This is a genomic window from Amycolatopsis sp. NPDC005003 (assembly GCF_053600695.1).
In genome coordinates this window covers 15,048-33,617 of the sequence record NZ_JBSGAI010000022.1, presented here as the reverse complement: position 1 = coordinate 33,617, position 18,570 = coordinate 15,048, and the positions used below count along the sequence as shown (strand labels likewise).

Annotated in this window: 17 protein-coding genes; 2 read left to right on the top strand and 15 right to left on the bottom strand. The window is 70.6% G+C overall.

Going from position 1 to position 18,570, the window contains the following annotated elements:
* The first annotated feature begins 21 nt into the window (after positions 1-21).
* Positions 22-1,368 (top strand): cryptochrome/photolyase family protein, encoded by a 1,347-nt coding sequence (locus ACWED2_RS24625; protein WP_449692844.1) that lies wholly within the window; start codon positions 22-24, stop codon positions 1,366-1,368.
* Here ACWED2_RS24625 and ACWED2_RS24620 read toward each other — a convergent pair whose 3' ends face one another.
* The 6 genes from ACWED2_RS24620 to ACWED2_RS24595 form a co-directional block, all read right to left on the bottom strand.
* Complete coding sequence (locus tag ACWED2_RS24620) at positions 1,369-2,559, bottom strand: ABC transporter permease (RefSeq protein WP_449692843.1); 1,191 nt, start codon at positions 2,557-2,559, stop codon at positions 1,369-1,371.
* The gene (locus tag ACWED2_RS24615) at positions 2,556-3,485 is read right to left on the bottom strand and encodes an ABC transporter ATP-binding protein (protein WP_449692842.1); all 930 of its coding nucleotides are present in this window, start codon (positions 3,483-3,485) and stop codon (positions 2,556-2,558) included. Before ACWED2_RS24615 ends, ACWED2_RS24620 begins: the two co-directional genes overlap by 4 nt.
* The gene (locus ACWED2_RS24610) at positions 3,478-4,026 is read right to left on the bottom strand and encodes a hypothetical protein (protein WP_449692841.1); all 549 of its coding nucleotides are present in this window, start codon (positions 4,024-4,026) and stop codon (positions 3,478-3,480) included. Before ACWED2_RS24610 ends, ACWED2_RS24615 begins: the two co-directional genes overlap by 8 nt.
* On the bottom strand, positions 4,023-4,292 hold the full coding sequence (locus ACWED2_RS24605; RefSeq protein WP_176174640.1) for a helix-turn-helix transcriptional regulator: 270 nt from the start codon (positions 4,290-4,292) through the stop codon (positions 4,023-4,025). Before ACWED2_RS24605 ends, ACWED2_RS24610 begins: the two co-directional genes overlap by 4 nt.
* 69 nt (positions 4,293-4,361) lie before the next feature.
* Positions 4,362-5,903, bottom strand: a complete 1,542-nt coding sequence (locus tag ACWED2_RS24600; RefSeq protein ID WP_449692840.1) for a glycerol-3-phosphate dehydrogenase/oxidase — start codon at positions 5,901-5,903, stop codon at positions 4,362-4,364.
* On the bottom strand, positions 5,900-6,463 hold the full coding sequence (locus tag ACWED2_RS24595) for a TetR/AcrR family transcriptional regulator (protein ID WP_449692964.1): 564 nt from the start codon (positions 6,461-6,463) through the stop codon (positions 5,900-5,902). Before ACWED2_RS24595 ends, ACWED2_RS24600 begins: the two co-directional genes overlap by 4 nt.
* A 97-nt stretch (positions 6,464-6,560) precedes the next feature.
* Between ACWED2_RS24595 and ACWED2_RS24590 the strand changes: the two genes are divergently transcribed.
* Entirely contained in the window at positions 6,561-8,180 is a 1,620-nt protein-coding gene (locus ACWED2_RS24590) for an FAD-binding oxidoreductase (protein ID WP_449692839.1), read from the top strand.
* Here ACWED2_RS24590 and ACWED2_RS24585 read toward each other — a convergent pair.
* The 9 genes from ACWED2_RS24585 to ACWED2_RS24545 form a co-directional block, all read right to left on the bottom strand.
* On the bottom strand, positions 8,158-8,712 hold the full coding sequence (locus tag ACWED2_RS24585; protein ID WP_449692838.1) for a gamma-glutamylcyclotransferase family protein: 555 nt from the start codon (positions 8,710-8,712) through the stop codon (positions 8,158-8,160). The two genes, ACWED2_RS24590 and ACWED2_RS24585, sit on opposite strands and share 23 nt — an antisense overlap.
* 65 nt (positions 8,713-8,777) lie before the next feature.
* Positions 8,778-9,875 (bottom strand): S-(hydroxymethyl)mycothiol dehydrogenase, encoded by a 1,098-nt coding sequence (locus tag ACWED2_RS24580; RefSeq protein WP_449692837.1) that lies wholly within the window; start codon positions 9,873-9,875, stop codon positions 8,778-8,780.
* Between the two features lie 260 nt (positions 9,876-10,135).
* Positions 10,136-11,398 carry a peptidase C39 family protein gene (locus tag ACWED2_RS24575; RefSeq protein ID WP_449692836.1) on the bottom strand — a complete coding sequence of 421 codons (1,263 nt, stop codon included), beginning with the start codon at positions 11,396-11,398 and terminating at the stop codon, positions 10,136-10,138.
* Positions 11,399-11,469: 71 nt separating this feature from the next.
* Positions 11,470-11,871 carry a PaaI family thioesterase gene (locus tag ACWED2_RS24570; protein WP_013230138.1) on the bottom strand — a complete coding sequence of 134 codons (402 nt, stop codon included), beginning with the start codon at positions 11,869-11,871 and terminating at the stop codon, positions 11,470-11,472.
* Between the two features lie 16 nt (positions 11,872-11,887).
* Entirely contained in the window at positions 11,888-13,612 is a 1,725-nt protein-coding gene (locus tag ACWED2_RS24565) for a TIGR03767 family metallophosphoesterase (protein WP_449692835.1), read from the bottom strand.
* A gap of 159 nt (positions 13,613-13,771) precedes the next feature.
* A complete protein-coding gene (locus ACWED2_RS24560; RefSeq protein WP_449692963.1) occupies positions 13,772-14,554 on the bottom strand; it encodes a carbohydrate ABC transporter permease in 783 nt (260 codons plus the stop codon).
* A gap of 29 nt (positions 14,555-14,583) precedes the next feature.
* Positions 14,584-15,480, bottom strand: coding sequence for a carbohydrate ABC transporter permease (locus tag ACWED2_RS24555; protein ID WP_449692834.1), 897 nt, complete (start codon positions 15,478-15,480; stop codon positions 14,584-14,586).
* Positions 15,477-16,766, bottom strand: a complete 1,290-nt coding sequence (locus ACWED2_RS24550; RefSeq protein ID WP_449692833.1) for an ABC transporter substrate-binding protein — start codon at positions 16,764-16,766, stop codon at positions 15,477-15,479. Before ACWED2_RS24550 ends, ACWED2_RS24555 begins: the two co-directional genes overlap by 4 nt.
* Positions 16,767-16,921: 155 nt before the next feature.
* Positions 16,922-18,550 carry a long-chain fatty acid--CoA ligase gene (locus ACWED2_RS24545; RefSeq protein WP_449692832.1) on the bottom strand — a complete coding sequence of 543 codons (1,629 nt, stop codon included), beginning with the start codon at positions 18,548-18,550 and terminating at the stop codon, positions 16,922-16,924.
* Between the last annotated feature and the right edge of the window lie 20 nt (positions 18,551-18,570).

Below are 18,570 nucleotides of genomic sequence, written 5' to 3'. Positions count from 1 at the left end.
GGGACGTTTACTTTTACCGTCGTGACTCGAGAAGCCCCGGTTGTCCTGTGGTTCCGCCGTGACCTGAGGCTGGGCGACCACGCCGCCCTGCTGGAGGCGTCGAAGCACAGCAAGCACGTGCTCGCGCTGTACGTCCTCGACGAGGCGCTGCTGAGGCCGGGTGGCGCGCCGCGGGAAGCGTTCCTGTACGGCTGTCTCGAAAAGCTGAACGACCAGCTCGGCGGCCGCCTGATGCTGGTGCGCGGCGACCCGGCGGCCGAGGTCGTCGCCGCGGCCCGCAAGATCGGCGCGGCCGCGGTGCACGTCAGCGCGGACACCGGTCCGTACGGCCGTCGCCGGGACGCGTCCGTGGCTAAAGCGTTGGCGGAGCACAACATCGACTGGGTCGAGACGGGCTCGCCGTACGCGGTCACCCCGGGCCGCGTCACCAAGCCGGACGGCAGCCCGTACCGCGTCTTCACGCCGTTCTTCCGCGCGTGGACCGCCCACGGCTGGCATTCGCCGGCCGACACCGGACCGTCCCTTGTGGACTGGGTTTCGCCGTCGCGCTCGCTGAAGATCCCGCGGCCGCCCCGGGTTTCCGCGGCGTTGCCCGAACCGGGGGAGCAGGCGGCGCTGGACGTCTGGCACGCGTTCCTCGAAGACGGCATCGAGACCTACGACGAGGATCGCGACCGCCCGGACCGCGAAGGGACCACGCGGCTTTCGCCGTACCTGCGCTGGGGCTGCATCCACCCGCGGACGATCCTGGCGGACTTGTCGGGCGACGACCGCGTGGGCGCGAAGTCGCTGCGCAGCGAGATCTGCTGGCGCGAGTTCCACGCCGACGTGTTGTGGCACCGGCCGGAAACGGCCCGCGAGAACTACGACCGCCGGTTCGACGGCATGAAGTACGACGACGATCGTGAGGCCTTCGAGCGGTGGTGCGAGGGCCGGACCGGCTACCCGATCGTGGACGCCGGGATGCGGCAGCTGCTGGCGGAGGGCTGGATGCACAACCGGGTGCGGATGGTCGTCGCGAGCTTCCTGGTGAAGGACCTGCACCTGCCGTGGTGGCTGGGCGCCCGCCACTTCATGAAGCACCTGGTGGACGGCGACCTGGCGTCGAACCAGCTGAACTGGCAGTGGGTGGCGGGCTGCGGCACCGACGCGGCCCCGTACTTCCGGATCTTCAACCCGACGACCCAGGGGGAGAAGTTCGACCCGCAGGGGGACTACGTGCGCAAGTACGTGCCGGAGCTGCGAGGGGTTCCGGGGAAGGCGGTGCACAAGCTGAAGGACCGCCCCGAGGACTACCCGGAACCCATGGTCGACCACGGCCACGAGCGCCAAGTGTCCCTGGAGCGGTACGGCAAGATCACGTCGTGATCAGCCGCGCAGGGCCTCCGACAGCTTGATCCGGCTGCCGATCCGCAGCACGCTGTTGCCGTAGATCTTCCCGCCCACCCAGGTCAGCGCGGCCACCAACGCGACGGTCAGCCCGAGCGACAGCCCGATCTCCCAGCCCGCCGCCGCGCCCGTCGAAATGCGGGCCGGCATCAGGATCGGGGAGAGCAGCGGGATGAGCGAGACGATCCTCGTCGCCGAGCCCGCCGGGTTCTGGACCAGCAGGTTGAACCCGGCGATGAACCCGACCACCAGGACGATGTTGAGCGGCCCGACCACCGATTGGGTGTCCTCCTGCCGGGACACCAGCGACCCCAGCGCGCCGTAGATCGTGGCGTACAACAGGAACCCCAGCAGGTACCAGAGCAGGCCCCACAGCACCGCGCCCGTCGCGAAGCCGGACAGCGTGAACACGCCGGTCGCCGTTGCCGCGCCCAGGCCGACCGCCGCGAGGATGACCAGCTGGGTCAGCCCGACCAGGCCGAGCCCGATCACCTTGCCCAGCAGCAGCTGCCACGGCCGCACGCTGGCGAGCAGGATCTCCACCACCCGGCTCGACTTCTCCTCGACCACGCCCTGGGCGACCATCATCCCGTAGGTGATGATGCTCATGTACAGCAGGAACGCCACGACCACCCCGACGATCAGCCGCTGCGTCTGGTCCGCCGGCTGCGGCGAAAGGGCGTCGTCGCGGACGTGGGTGCCGTTGACCCGCGCCATCACCTCGGCCGGCTCCAGCTGCGCGGACGACAGCACGCCGTCGAGCACCTGCCGCTGGGCGACCTGGTCGAGCACCCGCCGCAGCCCGCCGTCCAAAGAGGACTTGTAGGTGGCGGTCAGCTGCGCCGCGCTGCCCGAGACGAGCGCGTCGAGGTCGCCGTCTTCGACCTTCTTGCGGCCGTCCGCCGGATCGGTGACGACGACCGTGCTGATCTCACGGCCCGACAGCGCGGCTTCGGTCTGCAGCTGCCGGGCAATCCCGATCGCCTGGCCGGTCAGCCCGACGGTGTTCTCGTCCGACGACTTGGCCAGCGACGTCTGGAAGAAGACGTACCCCAGCAGCAGCACCAGCAGCACGCCGGTGCCGACGACGAACGACCGCGTGCGCAGCCGCGTGTTCAGCTCCCGCTTCAGCACGAGCCAGACGGCGCGGCGGCCACTCAACGTCCTCATCGCGGTTCCCCCTCGGATGACGCGGCGCCGTCGGACACGGCATCGCGGAAGAGCTCGGTGAGCGACCGGCGACGGCGGCTGAACTCGGTGACCGGCCCGGTCGCCAGCGCGGCGGCGAGCACGGCCTGGTCGTCCGCGCCCGGTTCGAGGTCGAGCACGGTGGTGGTGCCGTGCTGCTCCAGCACGCGCACCCCGGGCAGAGCGGCGGCCCAGCCGTCGGCCGCGGCCGGCGCCGTCACGACGAGCTTGCTGCGCGCCCCTTCGGTGAGTTCGGCGACCGTGCCGACGGCGACCATCCGGCCGCCGCGGATGATCCCGACCCGGTCGCACAGCCGCTCGACGAGGTCGAGCTGGTGGCTGGAGAACACGACCGGCACCCCCGCGGCGGCCTTCTCCCGCAGGACACCGCTCATCACGTCGACGGCGAGCGGGTCGAGCCCGGAGAACGGCTCGTCGAGCACCAGCACGGCGGGGTCGTGCACCAGCGCGGCGGCGAGCTGGACGCGCTGCTGGTTGCCGAGGGACAGCTTCTGCACCTCGTCCTTGCGGCGCTCGGCCAGCCCGAGCCGGGTGATCCAGGTTTCGGCGTTGCGGTGGGCTTCGTTGGTGCTGAGCCCGTGCAGCTCGGCCAGGTAGACCAGCTGGTCGAGCACCTTCATCTTCGGGTACAGCCCGCGTTCCTCCGGCATGTAACCGATGTGCGTGCGGGTTTCGTGGGTGACCTTTTCGCCGCCGAAGCGGACTTCACCGCTGTCGGCGGCCAGCACGCCCAGCGCGATCCGCATCGTGGTGGTCTTGCCGGCGCCGTTGCTGCCGACGAAGCCGAACAGCTCCCCGGCGCGGACGTCGAACGAAACACCGTCCAGCGCCACTTTTGCGCCATAGCGCTTGAAGATCCCGTCGATCTCCAGTGTCCCTTCAGGCATTCCCCATCCCCTCGTCGAAGTCTTCGGGGTCGTCGTCCGGCAGCGACCAGCCCACCATGATCGAGGGGATCGTCGTGCCGGTGACCAGCAGTGCGCACAGCATCATCGCGCCGCGCAGCCCGCCGTCTTCGGTGCGGGCGACGACGACGCTGTAGAGCATCGCGGCGATCATCAGGTAGCTCAGGATCTGGAAGGCGACGTAGGTGACGCGATGGCGCCACTCGCGTTCGCGTTCGTCGAGCAACCGCGAGAAGCCGCCGCTCATCCGGCCGGTGAGGATCCGCAGCAGCACGAACGCGACACCGCCGACGAGCGTGCTGCCCAGCCAGAGGGCGCCGAACAGCCAGTCACCCCCCGTGTCGAAGGCCGACGCGGCGACGACCAGCCCGAGGTCGGCGAGCCCCAGGACCGCGGCGAGGGCCCGGCGGTGCCGCCGGGTGCGCCAGCCGGGCAGCCGCTTGGCGTGCCGCAGCTCCCGTGCGTCCATCTTGTCCAGCTGACGTTCCCAGTAGGCCGCGAGACGGCCCGGTTGGTCGGTCATGCTCCCCCCTCGCGGTAGACCTGGGTGGAAAGAGGCGTGAACGGCTCGCGGCTGAAGACCGCCTCGACGGGCAGGTCGAACACCGCGCAGAGCCGGAACGCCAGGTCCAGGCTCGGATAGTGGTCACCACGTTCGAGCGCGCCGATGGTCTGCGGGTTGACGTCGACGGCGCTCGCCAGCGCGGCTCGGGTCATCCCGCGCTCGGCCCGGAGCACGGGAAGCCGGTTGTAGATCGGCAGCTCTTTGCCGCGTCTGACCGGGCTCATGCATTCAACTGTTGCAAAAACCCAACGGGTCGTCAACTTAAGGGAACATCAAGCCTGAGTGGCGCCGGCTCAGCCGAGACCCGCGAGCGACTTGTCGACAAGTTCCGCCACCCGCGCCCGCGCGGCTTCGGCGTCCGACGGGATCAGCGCCAGCCTCGTCCGGCGCTCCAGGACGTCCGCCACGTCCAGCGCCCCTTCGTTCCGGACCGCCCACACCACCTCCGCCGCCGTGATCTCGGTCCCCGGGCCGACCGGAGCCGCGAACTCCGCGTCCAGCTCGCCCAACGCCGCCACGCGCGGGGCCTCCGTGCCGTAGCGGGCCACCAGCCGCGGCGTAGCGTCCACAAGGGACAGCTCGGCTCGCGGAGCCGCGCCCAGCAACGGCAACCGAGCCGTCCGGCAAGGCGATATGGGCAGCCCCGCCAAGCGGACCGCCGCGTCGACGGCGTCCTCGGCCATCCGGCGGTAGGTCGTCAGCTTGCCGCCCACCACCGTCAACAGCCCGTCGGAACCCGCCAAGACCGCGTGTCTGCGGGACAGGTCCGCCGACCGGCCGCCGGTTCCCTCGATCAGCGGCCGCAACCCCGCGTACGACCCGGCGATGTCCGCGCGCGTCAGCGGCCGCGACAGCACCGACGAAGCCAACGACAGCAAGAAGTCCACATCGGACTCGGGGACCACCGGCACCGGAGGGATCGGGCCGGGGACGGGCTCGTCGGTGAGGCCGAGGTAGACGCGGCCGTCCGGCTGGGGCAGCAGGAAGACGAACCGGTTCGTCTCCCCTGGCACGCCGATGTTCACCGAGGTCGTGCCCATCGGGACCGTCCCCGGGGCGAGCACCAGGTGCGAACCGAGCGACGGCCGCAGCCGCACCGCGCCCGTCAGTGTTCCGGCCCAGACGCCCGTCGCGTTGATCACCTGCCGGGCATGGATGTCTGCTGTGGATCCCGAAAGGCCGTCGCGGACCCGGACGAGGTCCGCCGAAAGGGAAGTGGCCGAGAGCCGCGTGAGGATTCGCGCGCCGAACGACGCCGCCGTTCGCGCGAGGGTCACCACCAGGCGGGCGTCGTCGACCAAGGCGCCGTCGTACGCCAGCAGGGCGCCGCGCAAACCGTGCGCGGAGAGGCCGGGCGCCAGCGCCAAGGCCTCCAGTGGGGGAACCGAGCGCGGCCGCGGCAGCACCGACGACGGTGTGCGCGCCGCCCGGCGCAGCAGGTCGCCGGCCCGCAAGCCGGCCGCGACCAGCTTTTCCTGTGTCCGGGAAGTGCTGGGGTACAAGGGAAACAGCTGCGGCATCGCCCGCGTCAGGTGCGGTGCCGTGCGCGTCATCAGGATCCCGCGCTCGACCGCGCTCTCGTGCGCCAAGCCGAGTTCGCCGTGCGCCAGGTACCGCAAGCCGCCGTGGACCAGCTTCGACGACCAGCGCGATGTCCCGAACGCCAGGTCGTGCGCCTCCACGAGTGCCACCGAAAGGCCCCGCGAAGCCGCGTCCAGCGCGATGCCCGTGCCGGTGACACCGCCGCCGACCACCACGATGTCGACGCGCTCGCCCGACGCCAGCGCCGCGAGCTCGCGTTCGCGGCGCCGCGCGTTGAGCGAGCCGGACGTCATGGCCGCAACGCCGCGTCGAGCACGTGGGCGAACTCCGCCATCAGGGCCGTCTCGTCGACGTCCGCGGTGGCCGGGCGCAGCGAGAACGCGAACGACTGCACCACCAGCAGCACCGACCGGGACTGCGCCGCGACCGGCGCCCGCCGGATCGAGCCGTCCTGGTGGCCGGCCTCCAGGAGGCCGTGCAACGCCTGCTCGGCGAACTTCTGCGTCGCCCCGAGCCGCTCCACGATGTACGGGAGCACCAGTTCGGGGTCGACGTCGAGCAGGGTGCGGAACAGCGGGTCGGTCGACAGCGCGCGGACGCCGGCCGCCGCGATGAGCACGAGCCGGGCGCGGCTGTGCGCGGCGTCGGCGCCGCTTTCGCTCGCCGTGCGCAGCAACCCGCTGAACTCGCGGGTCATCAGGGCGGCGAGCACGCTGCGGACGTCGGGGAAGCGGCGGTAGACCGTCATCCGGCTGACCCGGGCGGTGCGGGCGATCTCGGCGAGTGTGGTGCGGCGCACACCGACGGCCAGCACGCACGAGCGCGCGGCGTCGAGCAGCACGTCATCGGCCACCCGCGTGGCTGTCTGGCGGTTGCGGGTGTCCGCGAGCGCGGAAGAGCCCGCCGTCTGCGTAGTGTGACGTTTAACGTCCATGTGTCACACTGTAGTCGTGAACGCTCTCATTGACCACCGCCTCCGCCGGTCCTGGACCGCGGAAGCCGCCGGCGCCGCCCCGCTGCCCGCGCGGGCAGCCAAGTGGCTTGAACAGCGTATCGGTCCGGTGGCCCCCGATGTCGCTTCAACGGCCGACATGCCGGTAAAAATACCGTCAACGAAACTGGCGAAGTCTGCCGAGGAAGCGCTTGCGAAGGTCGTCGGCGCGGAAAACGTGCTGGTCGACGACCCGGCGCGGCTCGCGCGGGCGACCGGGCTGTCCTACCTCGACCTCCTGCGGCGCCGGTCGCCCTCGGCGGACTTCCCGGTGCCCGACGCCGTCGTGCTGCCCGCCGACCCGGACGAGGTCCAGGCGGTGCTCGACGCCTGCGTCCGGCACGACGTCGGGGTGGTGCCCTTCGGCGGCGGAACGTCGGTGGTCGGCGGCGTCGCCGCACTGCGTGGTGAAAAGGCGGCGGTGATCGCGCTGGACCTCGCCCGGCTCGACGCGCTGGTGTCGGTGGACGCCGAGTCGCGCATCGCCGTGTTGCAGGCCGGCGTCCGCGGGCCCGAGGCCGAGCGGCTGCTCGCCGGGCACGGCCTGACGCTCGGGCACGTCCCGCAGTCGTTCGAGCGCGCCACGATCGGCGGCTTCGCGGCGACGCGCTCGGCCGGCCAGGCGTCGTCGGGGTACGGGCGGTTCGAGGACATGGTCACCGGCGTGCGGCTGGCCACGCCGCGCGGTCCGTGGAAGCTCGGCGTCGCCCCGGCGTCCGCGGCGGGGCCGGACCTGCGCCAGCTCGCGATCGGCAGCGAGGGCACGCTCGGCGTGATCACCGAGGTCGCGCTGCGGGTGCGGCCGGCGCCGCCGGTGCGGCGCTACGAGGGCTACGCGCTGCCCGGCTGGGCGGCCGGCGCCGAAGCGGTGCGGGACCTCGCGCAGCACCACGCGCTCGCCGACGTCACCCGGCTGTCCGATGTGGACGAAACCGAGGTGTCACTCGCGTTGAACGCGAGCTTGAAGACAGCGGCGCTGCGCCGCTACCTCGCCGCCCGCGGCGTTCGGCGGCCGTGTTTCCTCATCGTGGGCTGGGAAGGCGCCGCCCACGACGTGGCGCTGCGCCGCCGCGAGACGGCTCGGCGGCTGAAGGCCGCGGGAGCCGTGCGCGTCGGCAAGGCGCTCGGCGAGTCGTGGCGGCACGGCCGGTTCGCCGGGCCCCGGCAGCGGGACACGTTGCTGGACATGGGCGTCTGCGTCGAGACGCTCGAAACGGCCGCCTACTGGTCCAATCTGGACGAGCTGCGCGACGACGTCCGGGCGGCGCTGACGGCTTCGCTGGGCCCGGCGATAGTCATGTGCCACATCTCGCACGCGTACGAGACGGGCGCGTCGCTGTACTTCACCGTGCTGACGGCCCGCGACGAAGCCGACCCGATCGGCCAGTGGCAGCGCGCGAAGGCGGCGGCCTGCGAGGCGATCGCCGGGCTGGGCACGATTTCCCACCACCACGCCGTCGGTGTCGACCACGCGCCCTACCTGAGCGCGGAAATCGGCTCGCTGGGCGTCGAGGTGCTGCGCGCGGCCAAGTCCACAGTGGACCCGACCGGGATTCTCAACCCCGGGAAACTGGTGTGATCACTTCGCAGGGCACGCCGTGGCCGTCGGCAGGGACGCCTTCGAGCGTCGCCGCTTCGGCCTGCGGGACGTCTGCGGTGCGCACCGGGGCGCCGTCGACCAGCAGCGGGTAGCGGATCGGCGCGGCGCCGACGTACGTGTGGACCTCGGTCAGGCGCGTGCCGTCCTCGAGGGTGATGTCGGGGTCGGTCAGCCGGGCCAGGTGGTAGCGCGTGCCGCGGCCTTCGCAGCGGTCGAGCACCGCCAGCTGGTCCGGCGTCACGAACCAGATGGCGTGCTCCTCGACGCCGTCGAGCGCGGTGAGGGTGGCCGGGCGCTGGTCATCGACCACGCGGAAGCCGGCCGCCCACACGGCGGCGAGCCCGCCGCAGCGCGCGTGCGCCACCACGACCGGGCCTTCGAGGCCGAGCCGCGCGCGCAGCCAGGTGATCTTCGACGGGTTCGCGTTGGAGCCGTAGGCCAGCACGGCCATCCGGTCGCGCCAGCCGGCGGGCGCGGAGTCGAGCGGGTGCCCGACGCCGTCGACGTGCACGAACGAGTGGCCCGGCCGGGTCCCTGGGTAGGGCTCGGCCGGGTACTCGTCGTCGGTGAAGAGGGTCAGAAGGTCACCACGCTGCGCAGGACGTCACCGTGGTGCATGCGCTCGAAGGCCTGCTCGACGCCGTCGACGCCGATGCGCTCGGTGACGAACTTGTCGAGCGGCAGCCGGCCCTGCAGGTAGAGGTCGACGAGCATCGGGAAGTCCCGGCTGGGCAGGCAGTCGCCGTACCAGGAGGACTTGAGCGAGCCGCCGCGCGAGAAGAAGTCGATCAGCGGCAGGTCGTTCAGCCGCATCTCCGGCGTCGGGACGCCGACCAGCACGACCGTGCCGGCCAGGTCGCGCCCGTAGAACGCCTGCCGCCAGGTTTCGGGGCGGCCGACGGCGTCGATGACGACGTCCGGGCCGAAGCCGCCGGTGGCGTCCTGCATGGCTTCGACGACCTGCGCCTCGGACAGGCCCTTGCTGTTGAGGGTGTGGGTGGCCCCGAAGTCCTCGGCCCAGCCGAGCTTCCGGTCGTCCATGTCGATGGCGACGATCGTGGTGGCACCGGCCAGCTTCGCGCCGGCGATGGCGGCGTCCCCGACACCACCGCAGCCGATGACGGCGACCGAGTCCCCGCGCGTGACGGCGCCGGTGTTGATGGCCGCGCCGAGCCCGGCCATGACCCCGCAGCCGAGCAGCCCGGCGACGGCGGGCTCGGCGGCCCGGTCGACCTTCGTGCACTGTCCGCTGTGGACGAGGGTCTTTTCGAGGAAGGCGCCGACGCCGAGGGCGGGCGACAGCTTGGTGCCGTCTTGCAGGGTCATGGGTTGCGTCGCGTTGAAGGTGGCGAAGCAATACCACGGCTTGCCGCGCTTGCAGGCCCGGCAGGTGCCGCAGACGGCGCGCCAGTTCAGGATGACGTAGTCGCCGGGTTCGAGGTCGGTGACGCCTTCGCCGACGGCCTCGACGACGCCGGCGGCCTCGTGGCCGAGCAGGAACGGGAAGTCGTCGTTGATCCCGCCCTCGCGGTAGTGCAGGTCGGTGTGGCAGACCCCGCAGGCCTGGACGTTCACGACGGCCTCGCCGGGACCGGGATCGGGCACGAGGACGGTCTCCAGCGAGACGGGCTCGCCCTTCGCCCGCGAAACGACCCCCTGGACCTCGTACGGCATTCGAACCACCTTCCGGCTGCGCTGCTGGTCGACCGCAGCTAATCACGGATCATGCGGGGATGGCGACATCCGCATGAGTGAGGTTTTGCGCAACCTGTTGCGAACTACGCAACTGAGCGGCGGGTTGGCCGGATCCTCCCTGGAAGGCGCGGCGGTTCGGGTGCCGGGGAGACTCCGGCGGATCAACCGGGCGATCCGGGAGAAGGTCCGCAAGACCTGGTGAACCCGGTGGGGGCGCCGGTGCGGCGCCCCACCGAGGCTCAGGCCGGCGTGATGATGTACGCGATGCCCCCCGGGCCGCCCGCCACGGTGCCGTCCGCGCGGTAGCGCTTCGTCCGCTGCCAGATCTTCTCGAACTGGTCGCGCTGGTAGACGTTGCGGACCTTGTCGTTGCTGCTCGACGCCGGGTCGTTCGCGATCACGTCGCCGTCCTTCGTGAAGCCGACCACCACCATGATGTGGCCCGCCGTGCCGTAGCCGGCGCCGTCGAGCTCCGAGGACAGGAACGACTGCGACGTGATCACCGGGATGCCGCGCGCGATGTAGTTCTCCAGCTCGTTCAGCGAGTGCAGCCGCGTGATGTGGCCGCGCAGCCCGCGCGAAGCCGCATACGCGGTGTTGAACGGCCAGTTGCCGGTGCCGTCGTAGGCGTGGTCGTACGTGTAGCGCGCCGCGAACGCCACCTGCGGGTCGACGTAGTCCGCCGGGATCCACGACATCTCCGCCGCCGACGGCTTCCTGCCCCAGTACTCGGCCACCATCTCGGTCGACGTCGGGCTGCACCAGGCTTCGCCGCCCCCGCCGTACTGCGGGAACTGTCCCTTGTGGAGGTTCTGCGCGTACGCGGGCACCTTCAGCTCGATCCCGGTGGCGCGCCCGGGCTTCGTCGGCTGCACGTCGAAGCGGTCCGGGACCGCCGAAGTCATCGCGCCCAGCAGGCTCACCGACGGTGTCGCGCCGGAACCGGCTTCGCGGTAGAGGCTGACGCGCAGCTGGTACGACTTCAGCGTGACGCCGGTCTTCATGACCAGCGTGTCGACGTCGACCAGCGCGTTCGCGTCGTCCTGGCCGTCGACGCTGGTGCGCAGGATGTCGGCGTCGCCGCTGGCCCAGCGGCCCAGCACGTACCACGCGGTTTCGGCGCCCGCCGACGTCCGGCCGTGCGCCTCGACCTGCAGCCAGGTCTTCGCGGGCGTCTTCGTGTTCCAGGACGCGACCAGCTGCGTGGCGCCGAAGCCCTGGCGGTACTCCGGCGACGTCCACTGGCCGTACTCGTACGTTCTCGTCGTGCCGAGCTCCGGCTCGGTGTGCTCGACCGTGCCGGCCGGGTGCGTGATGCGCAGGCCGTCGCGGGTGAGCGTGACCCCGGCGAAGCGGCCCTCGTGGAAGCGGCCGCCGGTCCATTCGTGGTAGTCGATCGCCTCGTCGTCACGGGGCCGGGCGGGCCCGGCCTCGGCGACTTGCGCGGTTACGGCAGATAACACAACCACTGACCATAAGGTGAACAACTTGCGTACGCGCATCCCGGCTCCCTCATCGGCCCACCCAGTAGCCAGGGATTTTCGCCGTTTCGGCCGGGTATGTAAACAGGTACCTAGAGGACGGCCTGGGTCTGTGTCACTTTCGCGACCAACTTGCCGTCGTCGTCGTGGATTTCGGTCTCCACCACGACGAACTTGCGCCCGGCGTGCAGTGGTCTGGACGACGCAACGGCGTAGCCCGAACGCACCGCGCGCAGGAAGTTCGTCTTCGACTCGACGGTCGTCGTGCCCTGGCCGCCTTCGGGCAGGTTGAGGAACGCGCACACGGCACCGGTCGAGTCGGCCAGCGCCATGAGCGCGCCCCCGTGCAGCGCGCCGCCGAGCGTGCAGAGGCTCTCGTCCCACTTCAGCCGGCTGCGGACGAGTTCGCGCCCGTGCTCCAGCACCTCCACGCCGAGGCGCTCGGAAAACGGCATGGAGCGGTGGAAGAGCTGCGTGCCCTCGGGATCGGTCATGCCATCACTGTGCCGGTCAGGACAGCGGGTTCGCCAGCAGCAGCTCCGTGTTGTGGTCCTCGCCCGCGCCGACCCGGCCGAGATCGACGTGGATGTCGTTGTAGGACAGTTCGCGGTACAGCGACGCAAGCGCTTGCGGCGTCCGGGCGCCGTAGTCCACGGCGTACGGCGCTTCGGCCTCGATCAGCGTCGTGAACAGCGACAACGTGCCGTCGGCGTTGTCCGCGACCTCGACGATCCGCGCGTGCTGCGGGAAGTCGACGTGCGACGCGGTGTTGATCTCCCAGAAGCTCTGCTGCGGCGTGTTCCCGACGTGCGGCGTGATCTTGTTGAGGTGCGTGTGGCCGTTGACCCAGGCCAGCACGTTCGGGAACCGCTTGAGCAGTGCGACGAACGCGTTGCCGTCCAGGCGCGGGTCGAGCAGGTGGCGCGAGTCCGGCAGCAGGTTGCCCATCGAGCCGCTGGTGTGGTGGCTGAACAGCAGGAACAGCTCGTCGGTGCCGGCGTGGGTGACCTTGCGGCCGAAGAAGTCGTAGTACGTCGAGCTGCCGCGCTTGAGCGTGGACTCGACCCAGGAGTACTGCGCGAGCCCGATCGAGCCGTCGGCGAACCCGGCGTCGGTGGTGGTGTCGAGGCTGATCCCGGTGATGCCCGGCGCGATCCGGAAGGTGTAGTAGACGTTCTGGCCGTCGGCGTTGGCGCTGGTGAAGCCGTGTCCGACCGGGCCGGGGCCGGTGTTGGCCGCGTCGAGGTGGGCGCGGACGAACTCGCCGGTGCTGAACGGGCGGCGCCGGGCGTCCGGCGTCACTTCGCGGATGGTGCCGCTGCCGCCGAACAGCTCGGCGGCCGGGACGCTGGAGCCGCTCTTGATGGCGTCGGCGATCTTCTTCGCGGAGGTCTCGTCCTTGCCGATCACCTTGTACTTCCCGGTGTACCAGGCGTCGATGCCGGGGAGCCGCGCCGGCAGCGAGCCGACGATGCTGTCGTCGTGGTTGCCGAAGGTGCAGAACCACGGGACGTCGAGACCGGGCGCGGTGAACGGCTTCATGGCCGCTTCGAGCAGGCCGGGAAGCTGCGGGAAGCCCTTCGCCGAGTACTTGTCGCCCACGCCGGGGATCGAGGGGTTCCAGTACTCGTCGTTGCCCGAGCTCTGGACGCCTTCGTAGGTGCCGGGGTTGCCGGAGTTCGGCGTGACGGTGCCGCCGTTGAGAACCTTGAGGAACCAGTCGAGCTCGATCAGCTCGTGGTTGTCGGTGTTGTCGCCGGTGGTGACCATGAGGTCGAACGGCCGCCCGGTGAACGGGCCTTGCCGCACGCTGTTGACCCGCTCGACCAGCGCGCTGGTGGCGACCGTGCCGAGCGCCTCCTGCGGCCGGTGCGCGGAGCCGATGAAGGGGTGCAGGTACTCGAACCGCGCGGGGCTTTCGGCGTCGGTGATGTGCAGGTCGGTGAACTGGACGAAGGCGGACAGCGCCCGGCGCCGGTCGTCGCGCCCGCTCTTCGGCGCCGCGAGATCGCTGCGGACGACCAGCGGCCACCCGGGCCCCGCGGACAGGCGCGAGTAGGTGCCGGTGCCGCCACCCGTGGCGACCTGCTCGAGCGTGGTGCCGGCGATGGTGACCGCGCGGGCACCGGTGAGCCGCAGGGCACGGTCGAGGGCGTTCGCGGTGGGCGTGCAGAGCAGGAGCCCGGCACCGGCGGCGCCCGCGGTGGCGAAGGTGCGCCGGGTGAGTTCGGCCATGGTTCGCTCCCCAGTCTTCTCGGCTACCCGGCACGCTGCCGGACCCGGATGGACGCGAGGTGAACGTGAAAAACATTCACCGTGACAGTTCAGTCCACCCTGTCACAGATCATGAGGGGTGCTGTACCGCCGAAGGTTGTGGGCAATTCGGCCCACCGGTCAGCCCTTCAGGCCGGCCTCCGCGACCCCGCGCACCAGGTACCGCTGCAGGAACGCGAACAGCAGCACGATCGGCAGGATCGACACCGCCGCCGCCAGGAACAGCAGGTTCAGCTGCGGGTTCTGCGCCGTCAGCAACCCCGACAGCGCCACCTGGACCGTCCACGAATCGGGTGACTGGGCGATGATCAGCGGCCACAGGAACGCGTTCCAGCTGCCGATCACCGTGATCACCGCGATCGCGGCGAAGAAGCCCTTCGAATTCGGCACCACGATCCGCCGGAACACGCCCCAGCGGGACAGGCCGTCCACCCGCCCCGCCTCCTCCAGCTCGCGCGGGAAGTCCAGGAAGTACTGCCGGAACAGGAACACGCTGAACGCGCTGAACAGCCCGGGGATCACCAGGCCGCGGAAGTCCGACAGCCAGCCGAGCGACGAGACGACCACGAAGCTCGGCACGAACGTGACCGACGTCGGGATCATCAGCGTCGCCAGCACGGCGTAGAACACGATCCCGGAATGCCGGTACGGGATCCGCGCCAGCCCGTAGCCCGCCAGCGAGCAGACCACCAGCAGGCCGGTCGTCTGCAGCGTCGCGACCAGCGCCGAGTTCAGCAGGCTGCGGGCGAACGGGACGTCCGAAAGCGAGAACAGCCGCGCGAAGTTCTCCCAGTGCACTGTGGACGGAAAGAGCGTCCACTGTGGAGATGTGATGTCCGCGCGTGACGCCAGGCCGTTGCGCAGCAGCAGGTAGAACGGCAACAGGAACAGCACGGCCGCCACCAGCAGGCAACTCCACCGCAGGACCGCCTTCACGACGCCCGCCCGAACCGCAGCACCCGGCCCTGCAGCAACGTCACCAGCGCGATGAGCAGCGCCAGTAGCACCGCGCCGGCACTGCCGCGGCCGAGGTCCTGGCCGCCCGAACCCAGTGACGTGTAGTACAGGTACACCAGCGGCGGCCGGGCGAACGGCGGGTAGCCGCGGGCGTCGCCCATGATGTTGTAGAACTCGTCGAACGCCTGGTAGGCGTTGATCAGGTTCAGCAAGAGCACCGCCACCGCCGTCGCGCGCAGCTGGGGCAGCGTGATGTGGCGGAACACCTGCCAGCCCGGTTTCGCGCCGTCGAGCGCCGCCGCTTCGTACAGCTGGACCGGGATCCGCTGCAGCGCCGCGATGAACAGGATCATGTAGAACCCGAGCTGCAGCCACAGCCGCGCCGTCACCAGCACGACCCAGTACAGCGGCGGGTCGACCGTCCCGGTCCAGGCCGCCGGGCCGGCGCCGAACAGGCCGAGCACGGTGTTCGCCAGTCCGTACCGGACACCCGAGAACAGCGACGTCTTCCAGATCAGCGACGCCACCACGTACGAGCACGCGAACGGCAGGAAGAACACCGACCGGAAGAACGCGCGCGCGAACTTCAGCTGGTTCACGCCGAGGGCCAAGGCGAGCGACAACACGAAGGTGAGCGGCACGATGAACACTGCGAACACGCTGAACGTCCCCAGGCTCGACAGGAACGGCTCGTCGGTGAGCATGTGCCCGTAGTTGTCCAGCCCGACGAATTCCGTGGGCGTCACCGTGTTGCGCGCGTCGAAGAACGACAGGTACGCGCTCCAGCCGATCGGCAGGTACGCGAAGACCGCCAGCCCGATCAGGAACGGGCCGACGAACAACCAGAACGCGCGCGCATCGCGCCGTTTCATCCGAAGAGGCGCTTCAGCTCGGCCTTCGCGACTTCGACCGCCGTCTTGATCTGCGCCGCCGGGTCGGCGCCTTCCTTGGCGATCTTCGCGACCGCGTCGGAGAGCGCCGTGTTCGACTGCTGCGTCCACACCGGACCGCCGACGAGGTGGCTGTTCTCCCTGACGAACCGGGCCGCGTCGGCGGCCGGGCCGGACTTGAGGTTGTCCGCGCGGTCGATCAGGCTCTGCCGCGCCGGCACGTGGAAGCCGAACTTCGTCGCGAACTCGAGCTGGTTCTGGGTCTGGTCGACCCACAGCCACTTCACGAACGCCTTGGCCTCGACGACGTGCTCGCTCTTGGCGTTCACCATCGCGCCGTACGCGCCGACCGGGACCGACGGCGCGCCGCTGCCGTCCAGCTTCGGGAAGGGGAGCACGCCGAAGTCGTCGTCGAACGCCTGCCGGATCTTCGGTACGTTCCACAGCCCGGTCCACTGCATCGCCGTCAGCCCGTCGACGAACGCGCCCGGGTCCGACCAGTCCGCCGGCGCGCCGAGCAGCAGGGAACCGTTGGCGTTCAGCGTGTGCAGCTTCGCCAGCGCGGTCGCCGCGCGCGGGTCGTCGAAGCCGACCTCGCGGTTGCCGTTCTTCAGATAGTCGAGCCCCGCGGACCACAGCAGCGGGCCGGTGAGCACGCCGACGCCGCCGTCGTTGCCCGCGAAGAAGCCCTTGACGCCGTCCTTCGTCAGCTTCGCGGCCGCGTCGACGAGCTCGTCGACCGTCTGCGGCGGCTGCACGCCCGCGGCCTGCAGCAGGCTCTTGCGGTAGAACAGCACCTGCGTGTCGGTGGCCTGCGGGATGCCGTAGACCCGGCCTTCGACGGTCTGCGCGGCCAGCACGGCCGGGCTGAAGTCGGCCTTCACCGAGCCGATGACGTCGTCGAGCGGGACGACCTGGTGCTCCCGCACCCAGTCGATCTTGACCTGTGCTTCGAAGACGTCCGGCACCTTGCTGTTCTGCAGCGCGGTGACGATCTTCGAGTCGTAGTCGCCCGGGTTCCACTGCACGGTCACGGCCGCGCCGGGGTAACTCGCGGCGTACCGCTTCACGGCGTCCTGGACGCCTTCCTCGCCGTACGCGTGGTACCACTGCTGGAGCGCGGCCTTCGGGGCGTCCGACGGCGGCGGCCCCGCCGAGTACGCCGTCGAAGGCGGCGGGTCACCCTGCCGGCCGGTGTTCGACCCGCACGCCGTCGCCAGCGCGCCCATCCCCGCGAGCGCGAGGAAACTCCGCCTGTTCCGCTGCATCCCCAGAACTCCTCCGACGTGCTCCGAAGGTCACCATAGGGGTCCATCCATGCCCCCACCACCACCCTCAAAGGAGGCGCTGACGCGCCGCGGTGTTGACACAGAGTCCCCCATGGTGACCGCCAGAGGCATGAGACTCGCCGGAGATTTACCCGTTAGAGCTGCGCGATGTCGAGCTTTCCCTCGGAGTAGGACGCCCGGATCCGCTTCTTGTCGAACTTGCCGACGCTGGTCTTCGGCACCTCGTCGACGAACGTCCAGTTCTCGGGCAGCTGCCACTTGGCGACCTTGTCGCTGAGGTAGTCGCGAAGCTCCTCCGGCGTGACGCTCTGGCCCTCCTTGAGCACGACGGCGACCAGCGGCCGCTCGTCCCACTTCTCGTCCGGGATGCCGACGACGGCGGCCTCGGCCACCGCCGGGTGGCCCATCACCTGGTTCTCCAGGTCGACCGAGGAGATCCACTCGCCGCCGGACTTGATGACGTCCTTCGCGCGGTCGGTGAGCGTCAGGTAGCCGTCGGCGCTGATCTTGCCGACGTCGCCGGTGCGCAGCCAGCCGTCGTGGAACTTGTCCGGGTCGACATCGCTTCCGCCGTAGTAGGACGCGGCGATCCACGGGCCCTGGACCTCGAGCTCGCCGACGGCCTCGTCGTCCCACGGCAGCGGTTCGCCGGAGTCGCCGATCAGCCGGGCCCGCACGGACGCCGGGAAGCGGCCCTGCGTGTAGCGGTACTTCCAGACGTCGTCGCCGGTCGCGGCCGCCGGCGGCCGGGCGACGCTGCCCAGCGGCGACGTCTCGGTCATGCCCCAGGCGTGCAGGATCGAGACGTTGTGCTTCTCCTGGAACGCGTGCATCAGCGACGGCGGCACCGCCGACCCGCCGACGACGACCTCGCGCAGGTGGGAGATGTCCTGCGGGTGCGCTTCGAGGTGGGCGAGCAGCCCCTGCCAGACGGTCGGGACCGCGCCGGCGAACGTCGGCTTCTCGGCGGCCAGCATCGCCGAGATCGGCGCCGGCTGGAGGAACCGGTCCGGCATCAGCAGTGACGCGCCGACCATCAGCGCCGCGTACGGCAGCCCCCACGCCATCGCGTGGAACATCGGCACGATGGCGAGGGCCTTGTCGCTCTGCGCGAGGTTCATGCTGTCGCTCATGCAGACCTGCATCGAGTGCAGCCAGATCGACCGGTGCGAGTAGGCGACACCCTTGGGGTCACCGGTCGTGCCCGAGGTGTAACACATCGCGGCGGCCGAGCGCTCGTCGACGTCGGGCCAGTCGAAGGTGTCGGGCTGGGCGGCCAGCAGCTCGGCGTACGAGTGCACCTCGATGCCGTCGGGGGCTTCGAGCGACGCGGCGTCGCCGTTGGCCACGATGACGTGCCGGACCGTCTTGAACTGCGGCAGCTGCTTCGCCAGGAGGGGGACGAGGGTGCCGTCGACGATGACGACGTGGTCCTCGGCGTGGTTGGCGACGAACACGAGCTGCTCGGGGAACAGCCGGATGTTCAGCGTGTGCAGCACGGCGCCCATGGCCGGAACGGCCAGGTAGGCGGCCATGTGCTCGGCGTTGTTCCACATGAACGTGCCGACGCGCTGGTCTCCGGTCACGCCGAGGCCCCGGAGGGCGTTCGCGAGCCGCGCGGCGTGCCTGCCGAGGTCGCCGTAGGTCTCCCGGCGGGCTTCTGAACCGGTCCAGGTGATGACTTCGCTCGCCGAATGCACCGACGTGCCGTGGCGGAGCAGGTTCGCCAGCGACAGCTGGCCGTCCTGCATGGTGCTCAACATGGTCGCTCCCGGGGGTCGTT